At 42.9% G+C, this 26,063-nt stretch carries 16 protein-coding genes, 2 tRNA genes and 2 pseudogenes; 16 read left to right on the top strand and 4 right to left on the bottom strand.

Features of this window, described 5'->3' with window-relative positions; translation table 11 throughout:
- Positions 1-48: 48 nt before the first annotated feature.
- Complete coding sequence (locus F8R90_RS07435; protein ID WP_196510219.1) at positions 49-2,592, bottom strand: proteasome protein; 2,544 nt, start codon at positions 2,590-2,592, stop codon at positions 49-51.
- Positions 2,593-3,531: 939 nt separating this feature from the next.
- Between F8R90_RS07435 and F8R90_RS07430 the strand changes: the two genes are divergently transcribed.
- The 13 genes from F8R90_RS07430 to F8R90_RS07370 all read left to right on the top strand — a co-directional run bounded on the left by F8R90_RS07430 (position 3,532) and on the right by F8R90_RS07370 (position 16,315).
- Positions 3,532-6,795 carry a PAS domain S-box protein gene (locus F8R90_RS07430; RefSeq protein WP_196510232.1) on the top strand — a complete coding sequence of 1,088 codons (3,264 nt, stop codon included), beginning with the start codon at positions 3,532-3,534 and terminating at the stop codon, positions 6,793-6,795.
- Between the two features lie 312 nt (positions 6,796-7,107).
- Entirely contained in the window at positions 7,108-7,830 is a 723-nt protein-coding gene (locus tag F8R90_RS07425; RefSeq protein WP_196510218.1) for a cyclase family protein, read from the top strand.
- A 113-nt stretch (positions 7,831-7,943) separates the two neighbouring features.
- Entirely contained in the window at positions 7,944-9,440 is a 1,497-nt protein-coding gene (locus F8R90_RS07420; RefSeq protein WP_196510217.1) for an aldehyde dehydrogenase family protein, read from the top strand.
- A 255-nt stretch (positions 9,441-9,695) separates the two neighbouring features.
- Positions 9,696-9,776 (top strand) — tRNA-OTHER (locus tag F8R90_RS07415).
- 312 nt (positions 9,777-10,088) lie between these two features.
- Positions 10,089-10,289, top strand: coding sequence for a hypothetical protein (locus tag F8R90_RS07410; protein ID WP_012407952.1), 201 nt, complete (start codon positions 10,089-10,091; stop codon positions 10,287-10,289).
- A gap of 442 nt (positions 10,290-10,731) precedes the next feature.
- A complete protein-coding gene (locus F8R90_RS07405) occupies positions 10,732-11,457 on the top strand; it encodes a hypothetical protein (protein WP_196510216.1) in 726 nt (241 codons plus the stop codon).
- Between the two features lie 32 nt (positions 11,458-11,489).
- A tRNA-Phe gene (locus tag F8R90_RS07400) sits at positions 11,490-11,558 on the top strand.
- A gap of 113 nt (positions 11,559-11,671) precedes the next feature.
- A complete protein-coding gene (locus F8R90_RS07395) occupies positions 11,672-11,851 on the top strand; it encodes a hypothetical protein (RefSeq protein WP_196510215.1) in 180 nt (59 codons plus the stop codon).
- A gap of 256 nt (positions 11,852-12,107) precedes the next feature.
- On the top strand, positions 12,108-13,541 hold the full coding sequence (locus F8R90_RS07390; RefSeq protein ID WP_196510214.1) for a vWA domain-containing protein: 1,434 nt from the start codon (positions 12,108-12,110) through the stop codon (positions 13,539-13,541).
- Positions 13,542-13,627: 86 nt separating this feature from the next.
- Complete coding sequence (locus tag F8R90_RS07385) at positions 13,628-14,371, top strand: hypothetical protein (RefSeq protein ID WP_196510213.1); 744 nt, start codon at positions 13,628-13,630, stop codon at positions 14,369-14,371.
- Between the two features lie 47 nt (positions 14,372-14,418).
- Positions 14,419-15,252: a hypothetical protein gene (locus tag F8R90_RS07380; protein WP_196510212.1), complete on the top strand. Its 834-nt coding sequence runs from the start codon at positions 14,419-14,421 to the stop codon at positions 15,250-15,252.
- A 19-nt stretch (positions 15,253-15,271) separates the two neighbouring features.
- Entirely contained in the window at positions 15,272-15,910 is a 639-nt protein-coding gene (locus tag F8R90_RS07375) for a HesA/MoeB/ThiF family protein (RefSeq protein WP_196510211.1), read from the top strand.
- A gap of 102 nt (positions 15,911-16,012) precedes the next feature.
- Entirely contained in the window at positions 16,013-16,315 is a 303-nt protein-coding gene (locus F8R90_RS07370; protein WP_269141736.1) for a sigma factor-like helix-turn-helix DNA-binding protein, read from the top strand.
- Positions 16,316-16,346: 31 nt separating this feature from the next.
- Here the strand turns inward: F8R90_RS07370 and F8R90_RS07365 are convergent, their stop codons facing one another.
- Entirely contained in the window at positions 16,347-18,038 is a 1,692-nt protein-coding gene (locus F8R90_RS07365) for a M3 family oligoendopeptidase (protein ID WP_196510210.1), read from the bottom strand.
- Positions 18,039-18,425: 387 nt separating this feature from the next.
- Here F8R90_RS07365 and F8R90_RS07360 point away from each other — a divergent pair, with 387 nt between their 5' ends.
- Complete coding sequence (locus F8R90_RS07360) at positions 18,426-18,863, top strand: hypothetical protein (RefSeq protein WP_196510209.1); 438 nt, start codon at positions 18,426-18,428, stop codon at positions 18,861-18,863.
- A 62-nt stretch (positions 18,864-18,925) separates the two neighbouring features.
- On the opposite strand, the gene F8R90_RS07355 is transcribed toward F8R90_RS07360, so the two are convergent.
- Complete coding sequence (locus F8R90_RS07355; protein WP_196510208.1) at positions 18,926-23,569, bottom strand: GAF domain-containing protein; 4,644 nt, start codon at positions 23,567-23,569, stop codon at positions 18,926-18,928.
- Between the two features lie 209 nt (positions 23,570-23,778).
- Here F8R90_RS07355 and F8R90_RS07350 point away from each other — a divergent pair.
- Both F8R90_RS07350 and F8R90_RS07345 read left to right on the top strand, forming a co-directional pair.
- Positions 23,779-24,103, top strand: a pseudogene (locus tag F8R90_RS07350) (YnfA family protein).
- 503 nt (positions 24,104-24,606) lie between these two features.
- Positions 24,607-25,875, top strand: coding sequence for an ammonium transporter (locus tag F8R90_RS07345; protein WP_230966183.1), 1,269 nt, complete (start codon positions 24,607-24,609; stop codon positions 25,873-25,875).
- Here F8R90_RS07345 and F8R90_RS07340 read toward each other — a convergent pair.
- A pseudogene (locus tag F8R90_RS07340) lies at positions 25,838-26,063 on the bottom strand (IS630 family transposase); the annotation flags it as partial. The gene F8R90_RS07345 and the pseudogene F8R90_RS07340 sit on opposite strands and share 38 nt — an antisense overlap.

The following is a 26,063-nucleotide window of genomic DNA, read 5'->3' as shown; positions in this document are numbered from 1 at the left end:
CATCCTCATAACCGTAGCCGATCGCAATCAGTCATTTTCTGAGTTAGCTTATCTCAAATCATCTAAGTAAGAAACAGCAGCAAGTTCTGAAATAATCTGCAACCAAGTAGGAATTTCTGTCTCAGATGGCAAGTCACCAGCTGCCAAATATCTCAGCAAAGTTTCTTTTTTTGAGAGGTTTTGCAAACTAGGAATAATTTGATCTAAAATGCCTTCTATTTCCGAATTAATTTGCTGATTCACTTCGCTAACATATTGCACAAGATGAAGGCTAGCGCTAGCGGTGATTTCATCTCGTAGCCGCAGTACTAAAAGTTGGTGGTTGCTCGATCTAGGTAAACCTTGGCTTTTTTCTGGTGCCCAGTCAAAGATTTGACCAACATTGTGTTTCTCATCTTGACGCGCTAAGGGAAAGATGATTTCGGGCGCAACGGTTTTATCTTTACTACTGATTTCCGAGATGATTGCTTCCTTCCATTCATTCGGATCGCATCCTAGTAATAACTTGTAAAAGAGATCAGCATCTTCAAAACCAAATTTTTCTTCGATTTCTTGCTCCATTTCTGGATGGAAAAATGCCTGCAATTGTTCGCGTTCTAGAGCCACATAATTTGACAATTGATTCAACAAATCTATCACCGCTTGATGGATGCGATCGCGGGCAAAATCTTCTACTTCTTTAACGGTTTTCTCAAATACTGGATAAAAATCATCGCTTTTAGTTGGAAGGGAAGTATTTACACGATTTCCCCGATCAAATAATTTCCCGGCTGCACCTTTAGATTCTGCCAGAGCGATCGCTCCATTGTTGGCTTTGTTGAAGAGTAAAGTCCACTGGTTCCAATTGAGGATTCTAAAGGTGAGTTCGTCTTTCACTACATCGCTGACAACAACACCGCGCCGATCTTTGAGTGGTTCTGTCCCTAAATCTTTTTGAAAATTCCGATAGATTTTATCCAAGCTTTCGACCACAAAGCGCAATTCGATAAAGGCGGGACTGTCGCCTGTGGGGATGCCTTGCTCGTGAATTTCATCTATGATGTCTTTTAAATGATCTTGTTGCTGACTCACCACATCAGCAGCTCTGCGAGTATCTTCATACAGTTGCTTCAGACCATGAGTAGCTACGTGGTTTTGAATCAATTCCCGCAGCTTACTAAGGCCCCCATCTTGACTAAAGTAACCTACCTGTTTGCCCAAAGAACTGCGGGGATCAGCGTCTAGTAGCCGTTCACTTAAGCGCCCCCATTTATCTTGTAGCCGTTTAGACCGATCTAGGTAATCAGGATAGTCTAAGTTAGCCAAAAACTCTGTTGAGCCTGCTTTGACTGTACTAGAACGTTTTGCCAATTCAGCTAGTCCCAACAGTGGCGACAGTAAAACGATGCGGTCTTTTTGGGTGGTAAACGCTTCTGCACCGTCAATGGTAGTTTGCAGAACTTTGAGTTTTTGGAAAACCGTTTCCTCTTGTAAATGTGGGCTATCTTCAATTAGTTGGTCAAGTTCTCTTTCGCCACCTTCACTGTCTAGGGGTAGTTGATCAAAGCGACCCACACCTACGAGAATTAAATCTTTCAGGTCTTGTCCCGGTCGCTGCTGCTGCATCATCGTAAAGATTTTATTGGCGCGATCGCTCCCTGGAGATTTACCATTTAGCAGTACCAAAATTGTCTGTACTTCTGCCAATTCTCGCAGCGACAAAAAGGTATCCCTAGCCCCCGAATTAGCAGCCCCCAATCCCGGAAAGTCGATGAGAATAAATTTGGCTGCGCCTGCAAAATCCCAAATTTCCCGTGATATTTTCACATCAATATCTACGCGGCGGATGAGTGGGAAACTGTTTTGCAACAACTTTGTTGGTAGCCTCTGGGGTGGACTCGGTAATCGGATATGCGCTGGCGGTAGATCCTCAAATTTCAGAGTTTGGATTGCCATTGGCTGTTCGACTAGCTGTAGCCCTTCGCGGGCGGTGATAGCATCAATCTGGTAGCGCCCACCACACATAACTTCCCCATAGGCTTGATAAGCCCGCAGGAATAATACCAACTCTCGGAGTAAATAACGTAGCTCTAAATTGTTACTGCTATTCCATGCTTCTTCACACCAGCCAATAATATCTTTGCCAGAGTTGAGTTTCGATACTGGTATCGGAGGAAGTCCGGCTGCTGCTGTCCGTTTATTGGCTTCCCCTAGCATGAAGCGTAGACACTCATGGACTCCTTCATGAGAAAGATAATCTACAGTAAAATTACTTAACTGTGTAGTTGCAAATTCGTCTTGCGGTATGATATGTATGGCGGTAACATTACCTGTAGTGGGATTCTCACTGACTGGCAAAGCATCTGCATATCCAATTAGACTGCCTAAAAGTAAAGTTTTCCCACTACTGAATTCCCCCATCACCCCAATTTTCACAGGTGAAGTTGCAAGGTCTACAGTTTTCTGGGCAGCTGACCGCAGACGCAAGAGACAGTCGTCAAGACTAGCTGGAACCCAATCTTCTTGTTTTGAAGGGTGCTGGGGCACAGAATCTATCTTTCGGAGGATGAATTCGCCGTACTCCTTAAAACGGCCCAGTTTATCTGGTTCCATAAAGTAGTTTCCGCCTAACATTAATTTCTGTGAGCTTTATAACATATAAAACGCGATCGCCAGCCATTGTTGCAACTTGTTGATATTACATTTAGCATTTCTCTCATTTAATTTGCGATTTTGGTATGAGGCATTTTGAACGGTTAAGACAATTTTGAAAAATCTGGTTTGGCGGGGAAAATTGAAGAAGAATTCAGAAGTCAGAATGGGCTAAACGCCCCGCTACCGCTAACAGGAGTAAGAATCAATATAGTAGAGTTTTATACCACAGATGCTCTGGAGACTGCTTAGTACAAATGTTGGTATTAAACCATTTTGTACCCATTATTTTAAGAGGATGTCCGAAAAGTATTAGGTGAATATAATTCGCTACTATACAAGCAAAGTCTGTCTATGCGTCCTTCTCTAACGAGACGCTGCGCGAATGCGGTTCGTTAAAAAATTGACTTATAGTTGCCAGGACTCTAATTCATGCTGAATTCTTCTTGATAAAAAATCAATATTTATTTGATATGAAATTCTTGATTATTGTGAATTTATTATAAAGATGTAAGTGCTTTACAGGGAATCATATAGTTTCCGTAAAGCTAAATCAGGTTTTTGAGCAATGCAATTACATAGCTAAGATGAATTTCTAAGCGAATTTAAGAAGAAACAAAGTCAAACAACTTCCCAGAGATATGGAGAGTTTAAATTGCACCAAAAATGCTGAAGTTAATCTTAATGATAACTTCAGCATTTTTTCAATTTATTTACAATAAAACCGGAAGTTTTATACATATAAAAATAAATAAAGTATTAAGATCAATAGCAAGTTGACATAAAAATTATATACATTTATTAACAAATTTTATTTTCAGACTATTCCCTTAATAAATTAGGCAGAGCAGGCAGGCAAAAGTGTTTTCTAAAAAGGTGCAGAGCTACATTAACCAAATCATGGTCGAAGAGGAAGAAATACAACAGGATGAAAAAGTATTTTGTCAGCAGGCGGATACTGCTCCTCTGATGATTTGGATGGCTGGATGCAATGCACTTTACTGCTACTTAAATTCAAATTGGTTGGAATTTACTGGGATATATCTAACAACAGGCGTGTCTGCATCTGCGCGAGGAGAGGAGATAGGCAATATCTGGACTTGCAGCGTCCATCCAGAAGATAGACAGCGATGTGAAGATATATACCTGAGAGCATTTGCTGTGCATGATTCGTTCCAGAGGCAATATCGTCTGCGTCGGGCTGATGGAAAATATCGCTGGATTTTAGATACAGCAGCGCCAAGATTCTCGGCAGATGGTAACTTTGTCGGTTACATCGGTTATTGTGTGGATATAACAGAAGTTCGACCTCCCCTGAGAGAAAGCTGCTTAACATCGACAAATTCCTCTTGTTGTCTGCATGAAATTACAGAACAAAAACAGGCGGCAGAATTAGCAAAAGCACTAAAGCAACTACAAGCTGAAACTACAAAACGCCAAGCAGTTGAAGCACAGTTACGCCACAAAACATTAGAATTTGCAGCCATTTTGCAACTGCTACCTGATTTATACTTACGTATTAATATTGATGGGAATATTCTGGATTACAAGCCAGGAAAGATGGATAACCCGTATATTCTACCAGGAGATTGTCAGGGCAAGAGTTTGCGAGAATGCCTACCGACTGCTATAAGCGATCGCTTCCAGCAAGCAATAACTCAAGTACTTGAAACTCAATCTTTAGTCAGTTTTGAATATACCTTACCGCTCCCAGAAGGGAAGAATAATTTTGAAGCTAGGTTATTACCATTACCAGAACAGCAAATTATAGTTCTTGTCAGTGACACCAGCGACAAAGGACAAGCAGCATTCATAGAAAGCGATGCCAAGTTTCGCAGCATTGTCGAAAACGCCAATAACGTTATTTTTGCCCTGACACTTGAGGGGATATTTTCTTACGTTTCTCCTAACTGGACTGAAATTTTTGGGCATGAGATTGCGGAGGTTGAAGGCAAATCCTTTATTCCCTTTGTACATCCCGACGATGTGCATATCTGTGCAGATTATTTTCAAAGAATTTTGACGACAAGTGAGAAACAAGACGCAATTGAATATCGAGTCAAACATAAAAATGGTAGTTGGCGATGGCATACAAGCAACTCATCTGCTATTAGAGACGGCAATGGTAATGTTTTAAACTTCGTTGGTATTTGCTATGACACCACTGACCGCAAACAAGCAGAGGAAGCTTTAGCAGAACGAGCGCGTTTAGCACATTTTCGTGCCGATGTAGACGCGGCCCTTACCCAGAGTGACAGCTTAGAAAACATGATGCGCCGCTGCACTGACGCTTTAGTTGAACATCTTGATGCAGCTTTTGCTCGCATCTGGACGCTGAACAAAAAAGACAACGTATTGGAGTTGCAAGTCAGTTCTGGGATGTACACCCACATTAATGGGCCCCATAAACGTGTGCCAGTTGGTCAATTCAAAATTGGTTTAATTGCCGAAGAGGGCAAACCCCACTTAACTAACTCTGTGCAGACAGATCCCCGCGTGGGTAACAAAGAGTGGGCACAGCAAGAGGGTATGGTCGCCTTCGCTGGTTATCCTCTGATTGTTGAAAATGAAACTGTAGGGGTGATAGCCATGTTTACCCGCCAAACAGTGACAGAATCAACTTTCACAGCACTGGAATTTGCCGCCCAGGAAATTGCCATAGGCATCAAGCGCAAACAAACAGAAGTTGCACTCAGAGAAAGCGCCCAACGGGAAGCTCTACTCAATCGTCTTTCTAACCAGATTCGAGCTTCTTTGGATCTCAATTACATTGTGGAAACCGCAGTAGAGGAGATCCGTAACTTATTCCAAATCGATCGCTGTGCCTTTTTCTGGTATCGACAAGACGCTGATGTACCCTACTGGGATAAAGTATATGAGGCGAAAAGTTCCTTTTTACCCTGTCTGCTTAACCACCAAGAAGCAACTAAAGCAGAAATCGAACTAATCGCAGCCAAAACATTGAATAGAGAAATCATCCGCATTAATGATGTAGGGACTGTGGGCGATTCCATAGGACAGTTGTTTTTGCAGGATTTCGGTTTCACTGCCTTTATGTCTCTACCCGTACACACCCAATCTGGCGAAATAGGCACATTTAGCTGTGGTTCTTGTAGTGGCTTCCGTCCTTGGTTGGACAACGAAATAGAATTACTACAAGCAGTTACAGTTCAACTAGCGATCGCCATTGACCAAGCCAAACTTTACACCCAAAGCCGTATCGCCGCCCAAACTGCCCAAGACAAAGCCCAACAGCTAGAAGCAGCATTGCTAGAACTTCAACAAACTCAAGCACAACTGATTCAAACTGAAAAAATGTCCAGTTTGGGACAATTGGTTGCAGGTATTGCCCATGAAATCAATAATCCCGTCAATTTTATTTACGGCAATATTAGCCACGCCCGTGAATATACCAAGGATTTGCTGCACTTGGTAGACCTTTATCAACAAAGCTACTGTCCACCAACACCAGAGATTCACCAACAAATCTACACCATTGATTTAGACTTTCTTAAGCAAGATTTGCCCAAAATCCTGGATTCTATGAACATGGGAGCCGAACGTATTCGGCAGATTGTTTTATCTTTACGCAATTTCTCTCGCCTTGATGAAGACGGCACAAAGGCAGTAGATATTCATGAAGGTATTGATAGCACCTTACTGCTGTTGCAAAATCGCCTGAAAGCCAAATCAGGACATTCCGAAATCCAAGTAATCCGAGACTACGGCAACCTACCAGCAGTAGTGTGTCACGCTGGACAGATGAATCAGGTGTTTATGAATCTGTTGACAAATGCGATCGATGCAATTGAAGAGTCATTTGTCATTAGTTATTTGCCTTTAGTAAACAACTTTAAACAAAGGACAAACGACCAAGAACAAATGAATTCTCCCCAGATTCGCATTCGCACCCTTATCCAAGAAGACAGTGTAATAATTAGCATTGCCGACAATGGCCCAGGCATGACAGAGGAAGTACGCAAACGCCTATTTGACCCCTTCTTTACTACGAAACCCGTTGGTAAAGGTACGGGTATGGGTTTATCAATTAGCTACCAAATTGTTGTCAAAAAACACGGCGGGCAAATCCAATGTATTTCAGCACCAGGAGAAGGTGCCGAGTTTGTGATTATGATTCCACTACACGAGCAACCTTCAACGTAGACATCACACAACCTTAATCTAAGCTTAACCAAAGGTTAATCTATTGGTTGTTAACTAAAGATTAATTCACTTTTTGCTGCAACATTTGAATTCCCCCCAACAACCTGAAATTTAAGGGAATTGGGGGGATTATTTCTCCTATCATAGGGAATTAGGAGGAGGAATGTTGCAGTTCAATTGATTGAAAAACGTTGTAATGGTATTACTATCCTTGCGTAGGCGTAGCCCAACCTAGGCGATGTCTACCACGAGTGTAGCTGCGGCACCCTTGAAAAAAATCTCTGAGTACAAATAATCAAATAGAAGGCTGGGATGATACAACCCCAAAGTCAAAATAGTATCACCTATACACGCGTTATCCACCTAAGTCATGTAATTGACATAGATATTCCCCAATGGTCTGGCGACCCTCCAGTAGAATTTGAAACTGTGGCTGAACTAAATAATGATGGCTATTACCTGCGGCGTTTCTCCTTGGGGGAACATAGCGCTACCCATATCAACGCCCCTAACAGCTTTCATAGCTATAGTATGGGAATTGACCAATACCCCGCCCAATCTCTGGTTGTACCTGCGGTAGTCATAGATATTCGCCAAGCCACAGCTGTTAATTCTGATTATGCCCTGACGATCGCTGATGTTGTAGCTTGGGAAGACCAATACGGTGAGATTTCTCCTGGTTGCGTAGTTATACTGAATACTGGTTGGCAAAAAAAGTGGTTTGATAAAAGTGCGTTCCTAAATCATGATTCTCAAGGAATTGCCCACTTTCCAGGGTTTGGCAGCGATGCAACTCAGTTTTTACTGAATGAACGGCAAATTGCTGGGGTAGGAATTGATACTCACGGTGTAGACCCCGGACAGGATAACAGTTTTGCTACTAATCGCTTGGTATTGGAAAAACCGCGTATTGTTTTGGAAAATCTCACCAATTTGGATCAGTTGCCACCTAAAGGTACTACTCTAGTGATCGCAGTTCTGAGATTGCGTGGTGGTTCTGGTTCTCCTGTGGGTGTATTGGCTTTAGTGCCTTAATTTTTATATCGATATTTGCTTCTCACACCAATTTCCTAAACTTGAGGATAACCTAGAAAGCAAGCAAACTTAATACACAAGTTCCAGTGGATCATCAGCCGGAGATTTTCAAGATGACAACTCCGCTATCTTGCCGCAATTACATAGACGGTCAATGGTTGAGTGCTATAGGGGAAGCAACTTTAGAAAGCCGCAACCCTGCTGACAAAACCGAAGTCGTAGCCACATTCCCCCGTTCCCAGGTTAATGATGTAGATACAGCAGTAGCCGCCGCCCGCAAAGCCTACCACAGTTGGCGCACAGTCCCGGCCCCAGCTAGGGCAGAATACATCTTTCGCGTCGGGGAAATATTACTCCAGCATAAAGAAGAACTTGCCCAGTTAATCAGTCAGGAAATGGGTAAACCCCTGACAGAAGCTAGGGGAGATGTCCAAGAAGGTATTGATTGCGCCTTTTACACTGCTGGCGAAGGGCGGCGACTATTCGGGCAAACCACACCGTCGGAAATGTCCAATAAATTCGCCATGACTGTGCGAATGCCCATAGGAGTCTGTGCCTTAATTACTCCCTGGAATTTCCCAGTGGCAATTCCTTGCTGGAAAGCTATGCCAGCTTTGGTATGTGGTAATACAGTTATTCTCAAACCTGCCGAAGATACCTCCGCCTGTGCGACTAAATTGATTGAAATTTTTCAACAAGCAGGTTTACCACCAGGAGTAATTAACTTGGTGCATGGTGTGGGAGAGGAGGCGGGGAAAGCTTTAGTTGAGCATCCTAATATAGATTTGGTATCGTTTACTGGTTCTTCAGAAACAGGTGCCTTTGTTGGCGCTACTTGCGGACGCACTCACAAGCGTGTCTGTTTGGAAATGGGTGGTAAAAATGCTCAAGTGGTGATGGAAGATGCGGATTTAGAACTTGCTCTCGATGGTGCAGTGTGGGGAGCATTTGGGACAACCGGTCAACGGTGTACGGCTACTAGTCGTTTGATTTTACATCGTGATATCAAAGAAAAATTTACCACCATGCTTTATGAGCGTACCAGCAAATTACGCCTGGGTGCTGGCACTGACTCTGATACAGATATTGGCCCGATTGTCAATGAAAAACAACTCCAACAGGTGAGCAAGTATTTGGATATCGCCCGTGAGGAAGGAGCAAAGGTTTTAATTGGTGGAGAAATTGCCAATGAAGGCTCACTGAAAAACGGTTACTTCTTTCAACCAACTATTTTGGATGATGTAACTCCTGATATGCGAGTTGCCCGTGAAGAGATATTTGGGCCAGTAGTAGCATTAATTGAGGTTAGCTCCTTTGAGGAAGCGATCGCAATTCTCAACGATAGCAATTACGGTCTTTCTTCTTCAGTTTACACCCGCGATATCAACCGGGCTTTTACTGCCATGCGCGATATCGAAGCAGGTATCACCTATATTAACGGCCCCACTATCGGCGCAGAGGTACACTTGCCATTTGGTGGTGTAAAACAAACAGGTAACGGACACCGCGAAGCTGGAACTACTGCTTTGGATGTTTTCACAGAATGGAAAAGTGTTTATGTTGACTTCTCTGGAAGTTTGCAACGCGCTCAGATAGATAACCGTAGTTAATTTCGCAATACAGCGATTTTCAGTTGAGTAGACTATTAAAAAAGACCTAACCCCCAGCCCCTTCCCTACAAAGGAAGGGGAGTAAGCCTTTTAGAAAAGAGAATCTAAATAACACGCATTGGACTACAAAATTTGTAGTATCCCCTTGACATTATGTAAATCATGTATTACATTTGTAGTATAAAGATAAAAGCCTCCTCAAAGGCAAAACTAAAACCTCTCAGAAGCTTGACAATTGCATAGATGGCACTGTTTGGGGCCGCGATTGGTGTTCGACTGCTCCAAAGCCAACAAACGGACGGTTGCAGGATTCGGGTTCGATTCCCGACGGCTCCATTTGCTTTGACTTCTATTGAAGGTTGCAATAACCTCAATTAGAGCATCGCAATCATGCAAACTTGGGTCTGTAGCTCTAACGGTAGAGATCCCGGATGTCACTTGTGCCCTGACAGAAAAAGCTTACATACTAGCTCAATAGTAGAGCTATCGTCTCTAAAACGATAAGTTGCAGGTGCGATTCTTGCGTGTGTCACCACAGCTTTTTCGACTCGCACGAGGTGTGAGTGTAACTCTCACAGGGAGGGTATCGGTTCAATCCCGATCAGATCCACTAATACGAATTCGTGATTAAAACAAGAGGTGATTGCAATGGTTCATATTCGATTTGAAGGACGTTCTGTTGATGTCCCAAAAACACAATTGGGAATTGCAGCAGGGATGAATGATGTAGCGGTGAAGGAGCGCGTCGCTCGGCATTTAGATGTGAATAGCGATCGCCTTTCTGCTTATGTAATCGATCGCCGTCCTAGTGGCGATCTGATCGTCCGCCCTGAAGCTGTCTATGGTTAAAGTGCCCAGAAGACAGAAGTTAGGAGTTAGGAGTTAGGAGTTTTGAATAAATTAGTTTCTTTGACCCATCACTTTTAATTATTCACTCTGAATTTATAACTTAGCACTTTCAAAGCAGAAAGTAAGAAAGTTTAAAACATAAACCTTTGCTTCATTTCTGACTGCATAATTTTAGTTTCATTCCGCACCCTAACTTGTAAAGTCTACACACACTCCGGCAACGGAATGCAGGTTCAAATCCTGTCGCTCCCTTTGATGGGATCGTAGCCAAATTGGTATAGGCAATTGTGAAAACTGCTTTGCTAACTTGTGCGGAATTTCAATTATTTAAATCGTATTTATCTATAACCTTTACTCAATACAGAGGTGAGTTCAATGATGTTAGCTAACTCATGTTTAATAACAACTCAATTAGTACAACTGCATTTAAACAACGTGAGATATGAGCGAACATCGTTTGAGCGAGATTGTGATTGAGCGTCCTCGCGGTGGAAGGAGAATTAACCTCAAAAAGGTGACTGGCTTTAAGAAGCAATTATACAAAATCACCCAGGATGCAATTCAGGATGGATTGTTGAATCCCTACCTGATTAAACCAATAAAAAAATCTAAGTATCTTTCAGACCATCTCGGCCCTCTGCGTCGGTTTTTGCGATCGCAAGTCGGACAACCTTGGAATGACGTTTACAGCCAACTGTGTCAACGATTAGATCCCAGCACAATGGCAGGACGGCATGTTATCGATCATGTCTGGGACTATGTTGAACGGTATGTAGAAATAATTGATGGTGGTTTTTACAGCAAGCCTTATCAAGGGTATCGAACTCAGCTAGATGCAAGCCATCGCGATCGCTTCTATATCCATCCTGAAACTGGAATTCTTTGTGCAGCCGAGAAAATACCTCGAAAGCAGAAGCAAAAGCAGAAACAAACTGATATTGTCATCATTGATAATTATCATCAATACCAGAAGCTAAACGAGATTTGGTATTTAATTACCTTTGAAGATTTTCCACCGCCACCAACCCATTATGTGACGGATATTATCAAAGGTATAATTCATCGTTCTGCGGCAATGTATAGAGGTCGAATAATTTACGCTGTTAGGAAACAGCAGTGTAACAAGAAAGAAATTCGATTTATTTTAAACCAACTTTCTAAAACATAAAATTTTCACTTCGTGCCCTAACTGGATAAGCTTACATACTAGCCGAATGGTAAGGCACTTGACTGAAGCTCAAGCAACTACGGGTTCAAATCCCGTGTGTGAATCAACAGCTTTTTCGACTTGCACGAGGTGATCTTATTTCATTTCAATATGGAGGTGAGAACGATGAAGAAGATTAATTCTTTCAACATCGAGCCTGAAGATTTCGACGAATTTGACGATTTCTGCTTTTGAACCATCGAGCAAACGTCGTCGTGGCTACCCATCTGAAAAAGCTGTTAAACGTGGCGATCGCCTTGTTCATGGCGACAAGGAACTAGAAGAAAGGCTTGGTAACAATGACCTTTGTCTTTGTGGTTCTGGTCGCTGCTTTCAAAAAGTGCTGTCGCAATAGCGGCAGATATGATGGCAGCTTACGCAACTACTACTTTTAGGGAGTAAGAGCAAATTCGATAATTTTCCCGCTGATTACCCAGTCCCCAATCCCTAATCCCCAGCCCCTTTTACTTGGCAGTTGTTGCCGCGCCCCGATCGCAGAAGCTTACATAACTCTGCACAAGTTATATACAATGCTTCTACAACTTGCGCGGTGATATCACCTCGCGTGCAACATCTGCCTCCTCATCCATCACAACTAGAGGAGGTTCATAATGAATACCGCAGAACGTGACCTGCGTTTGGAAATGCTCAACAGTTTGCTCACAACTCCTCACCGCAAGCTTGAGCAAGTCGCAGAAATTCATCAGTTAATTGTTGAACTCGATCCCATCTTCTACGGACACCTGGCAGTTTGGTATCAGCGTCATGGTGATGTCCGCGACCACAAGGAGGTGTTTATTGCTCATTTGTTAACTAGCAATTTGACTGAACACCGAGATGCTGGATTTATGATGCTGCAAGAGTTTCCACCCTATCAGGTAGCTCGTGTGGTGGACTTCATGAAGCAGCAGCAAAACAAGCTACCTCGTTCCGCCCGCACTGCGGTACGGCGTTATCTAAAGGTACGGGAAAGCAATCCGGCTCTTTTCGATCGCGCTGCTCTGCGAGGTCGTAAGGCAATGAAGCACTTATATGCTTCACTGCACATCAAGCCAAATGAACGGGCAAATGCGATTCTATTCCGCGATACTCCTCCAGAGGGTTCCCTAGCAAATGTGCTGAAGCAGCTTGCTAAGGCAGAAAATGCCGCAGAACAGGCACGGCTAATTGTGGAGTTCAACATTCCCTACACGATCGCAATTGGTGCTATCAAGCAACTCACACCAGTTGTGTTGGTGGCGTTAATCAACAGCATGACTCCTCAAGAAACGATAAACAACCTCAAGTCTCTCCAGACTAGAGGTGCAATGGATCACCCACAAGTTAAGAAGCTGATTGATTCCAAGCTGGAATCAGCGTCTAAGAGTGGGCGTGTCTCAGCATTCAAAGCACAGATTGCGGCAGACGCAGGAGATTTTGACGCAGACACCGTTGCTCGACTGGAAAAAGTGACAAATGAGCAGGTGAAGCGGCGTGGTGCGATCGCTCGTCCAACTGCTTTACTGGTAGATAAGTCTGGTTCAATGGAAAATGCGATCGCGATCGGTAAGCAACTCGCTGCCCTAATCTCTGGTATCACAAAGGCAGAACTGTTTGTCTACGCTTTTGATACCATTCCTTACACTGTTACAGCAAAGGGTAAGGAGTTGACTGACTGGGAACGTGCTTTCCAGCACATCAATGCAGGCGGTGGTACTAGCATTGGTTGTGCATTGGAAGCAATGCGGAAGAAAAAGCAGGTAGTTGACCAGATAATTTTGGTGACGGATGAGGGCGAAAATGCGGCTCCTTACTTCGGTGAAGTCTACAAGAACTACTGTCGGGAATTAGCGATAATGCCCAATGTGGTGATTGTCCGTGTAGGTACTCATTACAACTGGGTGGAGACTCAACTAAAGCAGCAGCAAGCACCTGTAGATACGTTCACTTTCGCGGGTGACTACTACAGTTTGCCGAACATCGTCCCACTGCTAACACGCCCCTCTCGTCTGGATTTGCTAATGGAGATTTTGGATATGCCGTTGCCTGTGCGAGAGGATAAGTAGAATCTAAAATGGGTGCGTTATATTTATACCTGACGCGCCCAATAACCTAATGCAAAATATTCAAACTAATTGAGGTGATTTTCTATATGAGCATCTCTAGAACTGTAGACGATTTGGTATATCAAGTTCAGATATACAACATTCCATTGCTACCAATACAACAACCCCTAACTTTTCTTGAGCTTAAAGATGCTATCCAAACATCAGTAGATATTCTTTATCACTTACACGAGGAGGAATATAGAAGCTATAAAGATTTCCAATATGCAGAAGCAGTCAAAGAATTTGGTATTTCTTCTGAAGGTGTTCTCAGTGATAAAAATTTAATGTTAGTACCTGATGCCTTAAGATGGATTAATCAATTTAGGTCAAACTTTCTATCAAGATTTAGTACTTATACAATCACTATATGCGGTTTAGATAGAATGCTTGAAAAGACTTATAAAGAGTTTTTGCAAGCTCTTAAAAATACTCGATACAACAGCCTAGTTCCCAATCAAGAACAACAAAAACAAAGTCTGGATAAGCGTAAAGAAGAAATAAAATATTACACGTTGCTAAGGAATAAAGTATTTGCACATACTTCATTTGCTGCTCCTCAAGGTGACTTGGAAGACTTACAGTCAGCTTCGCTAGCATTTTATTCAGGTAGTGGTATGAGATATGCCGAAGATCATGTCTATATGCAGATTGATTATCCTTTTGTAAAAGGAAATATTCAAGTAGAACTCAGAATTTTTAAAGATTTTAGTAATTTGATAATTTTACACTATAACGAATGGGCAAAGATGTTTACAGAAATTTTCGTGCAACTACCGAATGTGAAGTAGTTTCTGGAATTGTATCCATAGCATTCTGTTGAAAATGAGTATTAGTTATGACTAATATATTTAAGCTAATTAACCAAATTGCGATCGCAGAAGCACAGTTACATACCACCCAATTCCTTGCGCCCTGTGTCAAAGGTGGACGAGTTCGCACACGGGTAGCCGGGATGATCTACACTTTCACACCAAAGCCTAGTAAATTTGAAGGTTGGGGCATCTTTCAGGCTGTGGATGAGAAAACAGCAACGGTTGTAGAAGAAGCAGACTTACCCCAAATTGCGGAATACCTGCAACACTTTCCCCTAATACGACTGCGGTTAGCACACCAACTGCAAAAACAAACTTGGTTAGCATACCCGGTTAATGAAGTAGATATGTGTCAACGGTTGAAGGTAGTTAAGCCGATCGCAGTCCACTTAGTTACCGAGGGCGTTACCTTTGAGCAAATCATTGCCCGATGGAATGGACAGTCATGCTGGTTCGAGGAAGTAGATCGCCGTACCGATCCGGCAATTTCTGAAACTCTGCAATCTGCTGTTAAGCAACTCATTCCTGCTGAGGAATTACAGTTTAAAGGCATTACTCCAGAAATCCGCACAGTATATGAATTAGCAACTCGGCGCATTGAGGGATTTACTCAACCCCAACAGGATGAAAAGCGACTGAGAAAGGCTTTGCAAATGGGTGGTGGTGAATTAAATCAATTCCACGATCGCAGCGATTACTGGACAGTCGATTGGACAACTGCTGATGGTGTTCGCCATAGTAGTGCGATCGCTAAAACTGATTTGACTGTTGTCAGTTCTGGCATTTGTCTGAGTGGACGCGATCGCGATTTTGATTTGCAATCCTTAGTAGGTGTAATCGAACACCAAGAGTATTAATTACGAATTACGAATTATTATGAGTATCTTTTTTCACGAACAGCTTTACCGCAGCAATGCTGTGATGGCAAAGCTAAAAAATTATCCTGTAACAATTTGTGGCACTGGAGCATTAGGAGCTAACATAGCGGAGAACTTAGCTCGGTCTGGTTTTGATAAACTTACAGTGATAGATCGCGATCGCATTGAGGAGCGTAATCTTTCGACTCAGCCTTATTACCGTTCCGATGTAGGAGCGTTCAAGGCGAAGATTTTGGCGAACAATTTATATCGAGCAATTGGTACTAAAGTTGATGCCAAAACAAAAGAGTTGACACCAGCAAATACAACTCAACTACTCAAAGACAGCCAGCTAATTATCGATGTCTTTGACAATAGCGTGGCACGTCAAGCAGTGAAAGATTATGCTGAAAAATTAAGCATTCCTTGTCTTCATGCTGGGCTATCGGCTGATTATGCAGAAGTGATTTGGAATGACCTTTATCGCGTTCCTTCCGAGGTTAATGATGATGTCTGTGATTATCCCCTGGCACGAAACTTAGTAATATTAACCGTAGCTGTGGCGTGTGAAGCGATCATTTCATTCATTGCCACATTAGAACAGCGTAACTTCACCATTACCCAGAAGGATCTGACTGTTCAATCTCTGTTTTTGTAGATTGCGTAGACGCTCTTAGCAGCTTGTCGCAGATATCGCCTATCAGGATTTACCACTCTGCGGGTTGAAGTAAAGAGCAAATAACAAGACGTTCGGCTCCGGCTGATCTTTACTTGCTGCCACCCAGCACTGGCGATCGAGGCACAGGTTGCTTTGACGCTGCGGATGCTAGGCGAACTTGAGACGGATGAAATTGCGCGGGCGTTTCTCGTACCCACGGCAACGATGGCGCAACGCTTGGTGCGTGCCAAGCGCAAGATTCGGGATGCAGGTATTCCCTATAAAGTGCCGGACACAACCGATCTGTCTGTGCGGGTAGACGCAGTGCTGACAGTGATCTATCTAATTTTTAATGACAGCGAACGCCGCTTTCTGGAGCGGCGGCGGCGCGAAGTTCAACCCTAAGTTTTTGGTAGCTTTCATCAGCTTTGCTCAATCAGCCAACCTTCAAAGTTTGACGCACTTTTTCAACGACTTTAGTAAGTGCGCCAGGTTCAAACGGAGAAATGAGATTTGCCGATCGCACTAATTCTCGAAAGGACGCAGAACCACCGCGATCGCATAACGCAATATAGTCCGCTAGCGCCTGCGAATAATCTTCTTCTGCTTTGATCCAAAACTGCAACGCGCAACACCCCGCCAAGGTGTAATCTATGTAGTAAAACGGCGAACAGTAGATATGCTGTTTGTCTTGCCAGAGTCCCCCTTTGTTGAGGTAGTTCAAATCTCCATATTGCCGCCAAGGCAGATAACGAGCTTCCATCTGTTGCCACATTTGATGTCGTTCTTGAGGGGTTGCTTCTGGGTTGGCATAGACCAAATGCTGAAAATGATCTACTGCCACGCCATAAGGTAAAAACAGAATCGACCAAGCTAGATGCTGCCGACGAAATCGCTCGGCTTGATCGCCGAAAAACTTTTCCATCTGCGATCTGGTGAGAAACTCTAAGCTCATGGAGTGAATTTCACACGATTCTAGGGTGGGCCACAGGTAATCGAAAACTGGCAAATGGCGACTTTGCCACATTTGGAAGGCGTGACCGATCTCGTGAACGAACACCTGCACATCGTTTTTTGTCCCATTGAAATTTGCGAACACGTAGGGCATGTCATAGGTTGCAAAGCTTGTACAGAATCCGCCTCCTGCTTTTCCTGGACGGTTTTGCAAATCCAGTAAATGCTGCTCAACCATCATGCTGAAAAAACCACCCAGTGATGGATTCATGGCATCAAACATTTCTTGTGCCCGTTCCAGCATCCAGTCATGATCGCCAATTGGAGCCGGACTGCCTTTTGCATCAAAGACGGACTCATCCCAGAAATAAACGGTATCTAGGTTGAGCCGTTGAGCCTGTTGCTGAATTAGCTCGATCGCTAAGGGAACGACCTCTTGAACCACTTGATCTCGATAGCGCTCGACATCGGTTTGATCATAATCCACTCGTCGCATTCGGCGATATCCTAGTGCAATGTAATTCTCATAGCCCAATTTTTTTGCCATGCGATCGCGCAGTTTCACCAACCGATCAAACAGTTGATCAAAGCGGTCTTGATTCTGCTCAAAAAACTGCCAGCGACACTGTTCTGCTTGGTGGCGAATGTCTCGATCTTTACTTTGCAGATAGGGTTGCAAACCCGATAAATTCACCTCCTCACCCTGGAACTCTAGTTTTGCCGAGGCGATCAGTTCGGTGTATTCATTGGTGAGTTTAGATTCTTCGACTAAATTTGCCGCGATCGCTTTTTCAAAAGTCGTGATGTCTGCTTCCCACAGCAAAAAGGCTTGTCGTCCAAAACTTTGTTCTAACTCGGCGCGATCGGGGCTATGGATCAGTTGCCGTTTTAGGTCTACTTCAAGGGCAATCAGAGATGGAGAAAGTTCACTGCAATAGTCCAAGGCAGTTTTGTACTCTGGGTTTTGCGTATCTTGGTGAAAGTGCAGTTGTGTAAGTTCCCTCCAAGTACTGAGTCTACGTCGCAAGGCATCCCACTGCTCTATGACGACCTTTCGTTGTTCAGAGGTTTGAGCTTGGTTAAACTGCGTCTGAATGACTTGGTATTCGGCGGTCACGCTTAAGAGCGTTGGAGTTTCTGCTATGATGTCGGCAAAATCTACTGGAGCTTGCATCAATTATTACCCTCAGTGATAAGACATTCAGTGATCAGGCGACTTCTAGAAAGTTTTTATTTGGGGAAATCGTCAACTTTCATTTTTTCAAAAATCTATTAAGACATCAACAATGAAATCTAAGTGCCTTAATCAACAGACTTTCTTTAATAGTGTTACTCAAACTATTCGCTCACCTTATTTTATAACTTTTTTAGGTATGACGCTTGATAAATTAGCGGCACTAATACAAAGCCACAAACATCAAGTTCAGGAGTGTTAGTACAAGCTTGCCTGACTGGAGCTAGAAATATTCAAGCCCAGATACTGGAGTTTAAGTAAATAAATATACCGAGGATTTATTGCCAACTGAGATCGTAAACTATTCAAAACATCAAAACAAAACTAATGAAAAAACTATTTGCAACTTTTAATATTTTGGTATTTTTATTGCCCTTAACTGCTGTAGCTAGCAGCCCAGATGACGATTTGTCATTCTTCGAGGGCAATAAAAATTTGATTATCGCACTTGATAACAAGACTAATACTGCATGTTCTTTCAACACCAAGACTAATTCAGTCGTTAAAATGTCTGGCGTTAAGTTTACTAATACCCGAATGATTGGGGTCTATTACTGGTGGGGAAAACTAAGCGGCAACTTGAACCATTTTCTTAATCCTAAAACATTAAAGATTAGCGAAATTAAAGGTAAATGGAGTGACAACAACGTAATGTTAATCAAGATACAACATTACAAAGATTACGGTGCTTACACTGAAAGTCTCGGTGCAACTTGTGTTAAAGAAGGTGGGTTAAACGAAGTAGCTAAGAAGATGAGAAGCTAACTTAGCTTATGGGGAAAAGTAAAACTACGGAGAAAGCTTACTGAAGGTAGTTATTGGCGAGACTACAAAGCTAAAAAGCCTTGAATGCAGTTGACAAATTCTTTTAACTCTAAAATTAACTTACTAGCATCTCTAAGCTCTTGATGGTAAGCTAATTGTTCTAATTTGTCAGATGCTAAGTACATAGCTGTGGCTCCAATATTGGCACTAGCGCCTTTAAGGTGATGAGCTTCTCGCACAATTTGCCCAAAGTCATTAGCCGCGATCGCTGCTTTAATTATTTCTAAACGGGGTTTAATATCTTCAACGCATACTTGCAATAGATTTAATTCAAATTCTCTGTCATTTCCCGATATCCGATGCAAGTGTTCCCAATCAATTGCAAGTTCAACTGTACCGTTTTTTGTGGTGGAAAATGTCTGTTCATACACAACTGCCTCTTCTTGTGAGAGGATCACGCCTGTCCAATGCTCTAGAGTCGCAGCCAATTTTTCTTTAAATACTGGCTTACTCAGATAGTCGTCCATTCCAGCATTGAGACACATTTCTTCGTCTTCTTTCATCGCGTTAGCCGTCATCGCAATCACCACAGGACGACGACGCAGAGCAAAAGTGTCCTCTTGCCAACGATGAATTTCTTTTGTAGTTTCCAAACCGTCGAGAATTGGCATTTGGCAATCCATTAGAATCAAATCGTAAGGAATTTTTTCTAATAGCTGCAAAACTTCCTTTCCATTAGCAACGACATCGGCTTTGTAGCCCAAACTCTGGAGTTGCTTCAGAGCTACTTTCTGATTCACCAAATTATCTTCAGCTAGCAGAATTCTTAACTTAGATTTATTCGCGGGGTTAGGGGAAGAAGTAAGAATGTCTGAAGCTTCTATACTCTGGATTTCTTCAGTAGCCTCTAGCTTCTGGCCTTTAGCCCCTGGTTTTGATTCAGACTGAGTTTCTAAAATAGTCATAATGGCATCTAGGAGTCGTGATGGCTTAATGGGTTTGACCAAATAAGCAGCAAATCCGATTTTGAGCGCCTGCTGTACTTCATCCCGTTGATTAGTAGAGGTGAGCATAATCAAAGGTATGTCAGCAATTGTAGAATTGGCTTTAATTTGTTCTCCTATTGTCATGCCATTTTTTATATCAATCAAGGCGACATCATAGGATTTCCCCTGCTCATAAGCTTTCTGAATAACTTTGAAGGCAGTAGCAACACTGTCAGCTTGATCTACCTGCATTCCCCAATGAGTAGCTTGATGGGAGATAATTTTGTAATTAGTAGCGTTGTTATCCACCAATAACAAGCGACGATTGTTCAAAAGTCCGCGTTCGTATTTTGGCAAAACAGGCTCAACTTGCTTTGTAAAAAGCACCTCAAACCAAAACTTAGATCCTTTCCCCATCTGACTTTCTACCCCAATTACTCCTCCCATCAAGGTTACTAGTTGTTTACAGATGGCTAATCCCAAACCGGTACCACCATACTTACGAGTGGTCGAGGCATCTACTTGGGTAAATGGCATAAAGAGTTTGCGTTGGTCTTCAGGGCTAATGCCAAGACCTGTATCTGTGATGGCAAAATGGATAGTGGCTGTAGTAGAAGAAAGCGAACGTAATTCGGCTTGCACTAATACTTCGCCAGCGCTAGTGAACTTGATAGCATTGCTGATTAAGTTCATGAGAATTTGCCGCAGCCTACCGGCATCTCCTTTGACGTAGGTGGGAACGTTGTGCTCAATCAGTGTGGCAATTTCTAATCCCTTGTTATGGGCTGAGGGAGCTAATAATTCCACCACTTCTTCCACACAAGTGGATAAATCAAAATCTAGAGTTTCGAGAGCCATCTCTCCAGCCTCAAGTTTAGAAAGATCCAAAATCTCGTTGATTAAACTTAAAAGAGCGTCTCCACTACTACGAATTATTTCAATAAATTCTCGCTGTTCTGGGTCTAAAGGAGTATCTAATACTAAACTGGTCATCCCTAATACAGCGTTCATAGGAGTGCGAATTTCATGACTTATATTTGCCAAAAAGGCACTTTTAGTCTGAGAAGCTAATTCAGCTTGGCGACGGGCAATTTCAAGTTCTTGTCGCTGACGAGTTTCTGCTTCTAATAGTTGGGCTTGGGCTAAGGCAATACCTACTTGGTCGGCTATTTGCCGTAAAAGATGAGTTTCAAAGCTAGACCAGTGGCGGGAATCGTCACACTGATGAACTATGAGCAAACCACGAAGTTCTTCTTTGACAAGAATGGGCACAACCAAATTCACTTTGACCCCAAACTGTTGCATTAATTCCAGATTGCTTTGTTCGACTTCTCGCAAATCCAAATTAGCCAGCCCGAAAATCTGTCCTTGACGGTACTGCTGTAGATAGTATTGTTGTAGATATTCCGCTTGGAAGTAGGGGGGAGTGATGCTTTGCTCTTTGATTGCTGGTAAGCCAGAAACTACTGCTTCAATCACGGTGGTTGCAGATTCATCTGGCAAAACCTGATAGATCAAAACTCGGTCAGTTTGGAGAATCTTTTGTACCTCCTCGACAGTGATTTGGAGAATTTCTTCGATTTGCAAAGACTGGCGAATCTTGAGGGTGATTTCGGTAAATAGTTGCGATCGCAAATTTTGGCGTTGTATTTGTTCTTCAGCCTGTTTACGCTGGATAAATTGCCCCACTTGCTCACCAATCGAATTCATCGTTTTGATCAAATCTTGGTCAGGCGGTTGGATTTGACGGTTAAAGCAGGTAATCACACCAAGGATTTTTTGTCCGCTGCGGATCGGAAAACCAAAAGCTGCGTGTAGTCCTACTTCAGCAGCAATTTTGAAGTTAGGCAAATTAATATCTTTAAGGATATCAGCGAGCCAAACAGGTTCAGAAGTAGCCCAAACCCGACCAGGTAGTCCAATTCCTGGTGCAAAAGTGGTTTGCCGCTTCAGTGCTTCAAACTCTTCCACCTCAAGGGATGCTTTATGCCACATATCGAGAAAACGCAGCACATTTGCTTGCTGATCTACTATCCAAATTTCACCCAAATCCCATTCCAAACTCTCGCAGATCCCTTGCAGCATTTTGCGAGTAGCTTCGCCAGTCGTGGCGGACTCCGCTAAAACGCGGGTTGTAGCATATTGTACAGTCAGATGCTTTTGGGCGCGTTTGCGATCGGTGATATCAATGCCAGTACCAACAATGTATTCTACTGATCCCTCATAGTCTTTTAAGAAGGTATTCGACCAAGCAATTAGTCGGCGGCTGCCATCCTTCATTACCCAATAGTTTTCGTGTTCTAAAAAGCCTCTACCAGTTAGCAATTGCTCAAAAACTGCTTTGACTGACTCCACCTCTTCAGGAAGTAAGAACAAGTTCCAGAAATATCTACCCCTGACCTCATCGAAGGAGTAACCTGTTGTTTGCTCACAAGCTTGATTGAAGCGAACAATTTGCCCTTGGGAGTCAGCAACTATTACTAAAGCGCTGGCTGTATCCAGGACTGCTGAGATAAAGTTGCGTTCCTGATTTAAGGTTTCTTCTGTCCTCTTGCGCTCAATCACCTCACGATAGATGAAGTAGTAGACTACAGCAAGAACGATAAAACTTAGGCAGATGGCGATCGCAAGTGTCAAAATTGTTTTGCGACTCATGGCTTTTTTTGCTTGTGACTGCTGCTGGAGTTGTCCCCTTTCCTCGTTTTCTATCTCATTGATCACCTTACGGATATCATCCATGAGATTTTGTTTATCATTTCTCAGTAGTACTTGCAACGCCGTCTCTAATCCCTTGTTCTGGCGCAAGTCGATAATCTGTTTGAGTTCAGTAAATTTAGCCGTTATCAGAGATTCAAGGGTTGTTATCTGCTGTCGTTGGTTAGGTCGATCTGCTGCTAAAATCTTCAGCTTGGCAATTTCTTGATCGACGTTAACAAGCGCTGCTTGATAAGGTTTGAGATAAATTTGTTTTCCAGTGAGGATGTAACCATTTTGTTTTATCTCAGCATCTTTGAGGTGAGACAGTAGTTTTTCTAGACTGGTGATTTTTTTATAAGTATTTTTGACTATGCTGCGATTATTAGTAGTTACTCTAGTATTTTGATAAGAAACCACACCAATCAAAACTAAAATTGCCGAGGCTAAACCAAAACCTACTGCAATCTTTGTGAAAAATTGCTTGCGTATCCTCTGCGCCTGTTTGCCTTTCTTAGTCACAAGTACCAAACTTGCTAAATTCCGGCGCAATTCTAGTTGCTTGATGACATGACGGCCTAAGGTTCGTAATGCCTCTATCTGATCTGGAGTAAGTTCTCGTGGTACGTAGTCAATTACACATAGGGTTCCTAGCGCATATCCCTCAGGATTAGTCAGAGGTACACCAGCATAAAACCGAATATTTGGGTCAGATGTTACCAGTGGGTTTGTGGCGAACCTTTCGTCATCTGTTGCATCAGGCACAACAAGAACATCAGGCTGGAGAATAGCATGGGCGCAGAATGCAAAATCTCGATGTGTTTCTAGGGCATCCAAACCGACTTTTGACTTGAACCACTGGCGATTTGTATCAATTAAGCTAATTAAGGCAATAGGAGTCTGACAAATATACGAGGCTAAACGGGTGAGGTCGTCAAAGGCGGCTTCAGATGGCGTATCGAGAATTTTATACTCCAAAAGCCTCTCGATTCTCTGTGCTTCGTTATCAGGTAATGGTGCTTTCATCCTTAAGCCTTATCTACATTTTGGGGATTGGGGAAGAAGCAGAGAGAGGGGCAAAAGAGCAAAAATAAATAACCAATGCCCAATGCCCAATGCCTAATGCCTAATGCCCAATGCCCAGTTCAACAAACTTACTTTAATTAATGACAATAGTTTAGTTAAAAGCGTTAGCGTAATTTCACTGAGTTCGACCTTATTAAAAAATCTGTCAAATGATTAAGTCCCTACTGTATTTTTTGTGGGCTGGTTTATTTGAAATCGGGGGCGGCTACTTAGTCTGGTTGTGCTTGCGCGAAGGTAAGCCGTTTTTGTGGGGAATATTGGGAGGAATCGCTTTAGCGTTCTATGGGATTATTGCAACTCTCCAATCGGCAAATTTTGGCAGAGTGTATGCGGCTTACGGCGGCGTGTTTATCGTAATGGCAATGCTTTGGGGTTGGAAAGGTAAACAGGGTAACTCCAGATCGCTACGACTTAATCGGAGCTTGTTTAGCTTTAGTGAGTGTTTTAATTATCATGTTTGCACCCAGGACTTGAGTAAAATTTCTATACTATTTTCGACCAATAACTTTTATATTATTCCCTTTTAAACAGATAATAACCTCACGGAAAATCACAAAGTTTTTTGGCAACTAGCTCTGAGAAGCAATTATATGAATGTTTACGCGTTTAGGCGGAAGATATCAAGATAACTCCTGACATATTTGTAGAAATTCTCTGAGAATACTGGCGATAATTTCCAATACTTGTCAATTTTCACAATTCTCTTGATTTGTAACAGTAAGTAACTAAAAATTTGGAATTTTGTAGCGCTTGAATAAAATGCTTTTTTTCAAAGAAAAGATGCAATGATTGCATATGCAGACCCTTATTCCAAACTTGGCAACTACAATCAGGATTATATTTTTGTTAACATTTTCAGAAATTTTAGGTTAAGTAACTTTCAAGACAAAAATGTGTAACTAAAAGTAATCAAATGTAGTTAAGTATACAAATCATTGGTGCTTAGGAAGAACAAACAAGTGTTGAAGAAAGTTGTGATGATTGGGGCTATCACCCTACTGTTTTTGGGAGGGCCGTTGATGGGCAATGCTTTTGCCCAAACACCAGCTGCTGTGCCTGCTGCTGATACAGGAGATACGGCATTTATGCTGATTTCAGCAGCACTTGTGCTGTTAATGACACCAGGATTGGCGTTCTTCTATGGTGGATTTGTGCGATCGCGCAATATCCTAAACACATTGATGATGAGCTTTGTGTTAATGGCAATCGTGGGAGTTAGCTGGATTCTCTGGGGCTATAGTCTTTCCTTTGCGCCAGGGTTGCCATTCATCGGTGGATTGCAATGGCTCGGTTTGAATGGTGTCGGGCTAGAAACAACCGATTATCTTAGAGGGTCAAATCCGGTAGAAGTTGTGTCTTATGCGGCGACAATTCCCCACCAGACATTCATGATCTACCAAGCCATGTTTGCCATTATTACCCCAGCCTTAATTTCTGGAGCGATCGCAGAACGGATGAGTTTCCGCGCTTATTGTCTGTTTGTGCTATTGTGGTCGACCTTTATCTACGCCCCCCTGGCACACATGGTATGGGCTAAAGGCGGATTTTTAGGTTTGGCTGGTGGATTGGGTGCCCTCGACTTTGCAGGTGGTACAGTAGTTCACATTAGTTCTGGCGTTTCAGCCCTGGTAGCAGCGATCGTCCTTGGGCCTCGAAGAACCCACCCTGACCGCCTTAGCCCACCACACAATGTTCCGTTTATTTTGCTGGGTGCTGGCTTGTTGTGGTTTGGCTGGTTCGGTTTCAACGCTGGCAGTGCCCTATCCGTTGCTAGTGGAACTTCTGGTAACTTAGTCACAAATGTGGCAACAACAGCCTTTGTCGCCACCAATACAGCGGCGGCGGCGGGTGCATTAATGTGGCTAATTTTAGAAGGGGTATTACGAGGTAAACCAACCGCCGTAGGAGCCGCTACCGGAGCAGTTGCTGGTTTGGTAGGTATCACTCCCGCCGCCGGATTTGTCACACCGCTATCAGCGATTTTAATTGGTTTTATCACTGCCTTTGTTTGCTTCTATGCTGTGAGTTTCAAGCATAAGACGCAAATTGACGATGCTTTAGATACCTATCCCGTGCATGGCGTTGGTGGTACAGTCGGGGCCATTTTAACGGCAGTGTTTGCCACAACTCAAGTCAACGGAGGAGGTAAAGACGGATTACTGCGTGGTAATTTTGGTGAGTTGGGAGTTGAACTAGTGGTCTGTCCCATTAATTTTGCGGGGTTGGATAAATCTTTGACAGCTTAACTCTGGCATCTTCTGTACGAAAACGCCAATCTACACGAACTTGATTAATATTGCGATCGCACTCCCAAGCCGAGACCTGTTTTTCTAAAGTTTCAATATTCGGAATTCTTCGTTGGAGACATTGACGGACAAGTACAGATAGCTCTGATTCAACCATATTTAACCAACTCCCATGTTTAGGTGTATAG

The sequence above is a fragment of the Nostoc sp. NZL genome (assembly GCF_015714705.1).
Lineage (GTDB): Bacteria > Cyanobacteriota > Cyanobacteriia > Cyanobacteriales > Nostocaceae > Nostoc > Nostoc foliaceum_A.
This window is presented reverse-complemented; position numbering and strand designations above follow the sequence as displayed.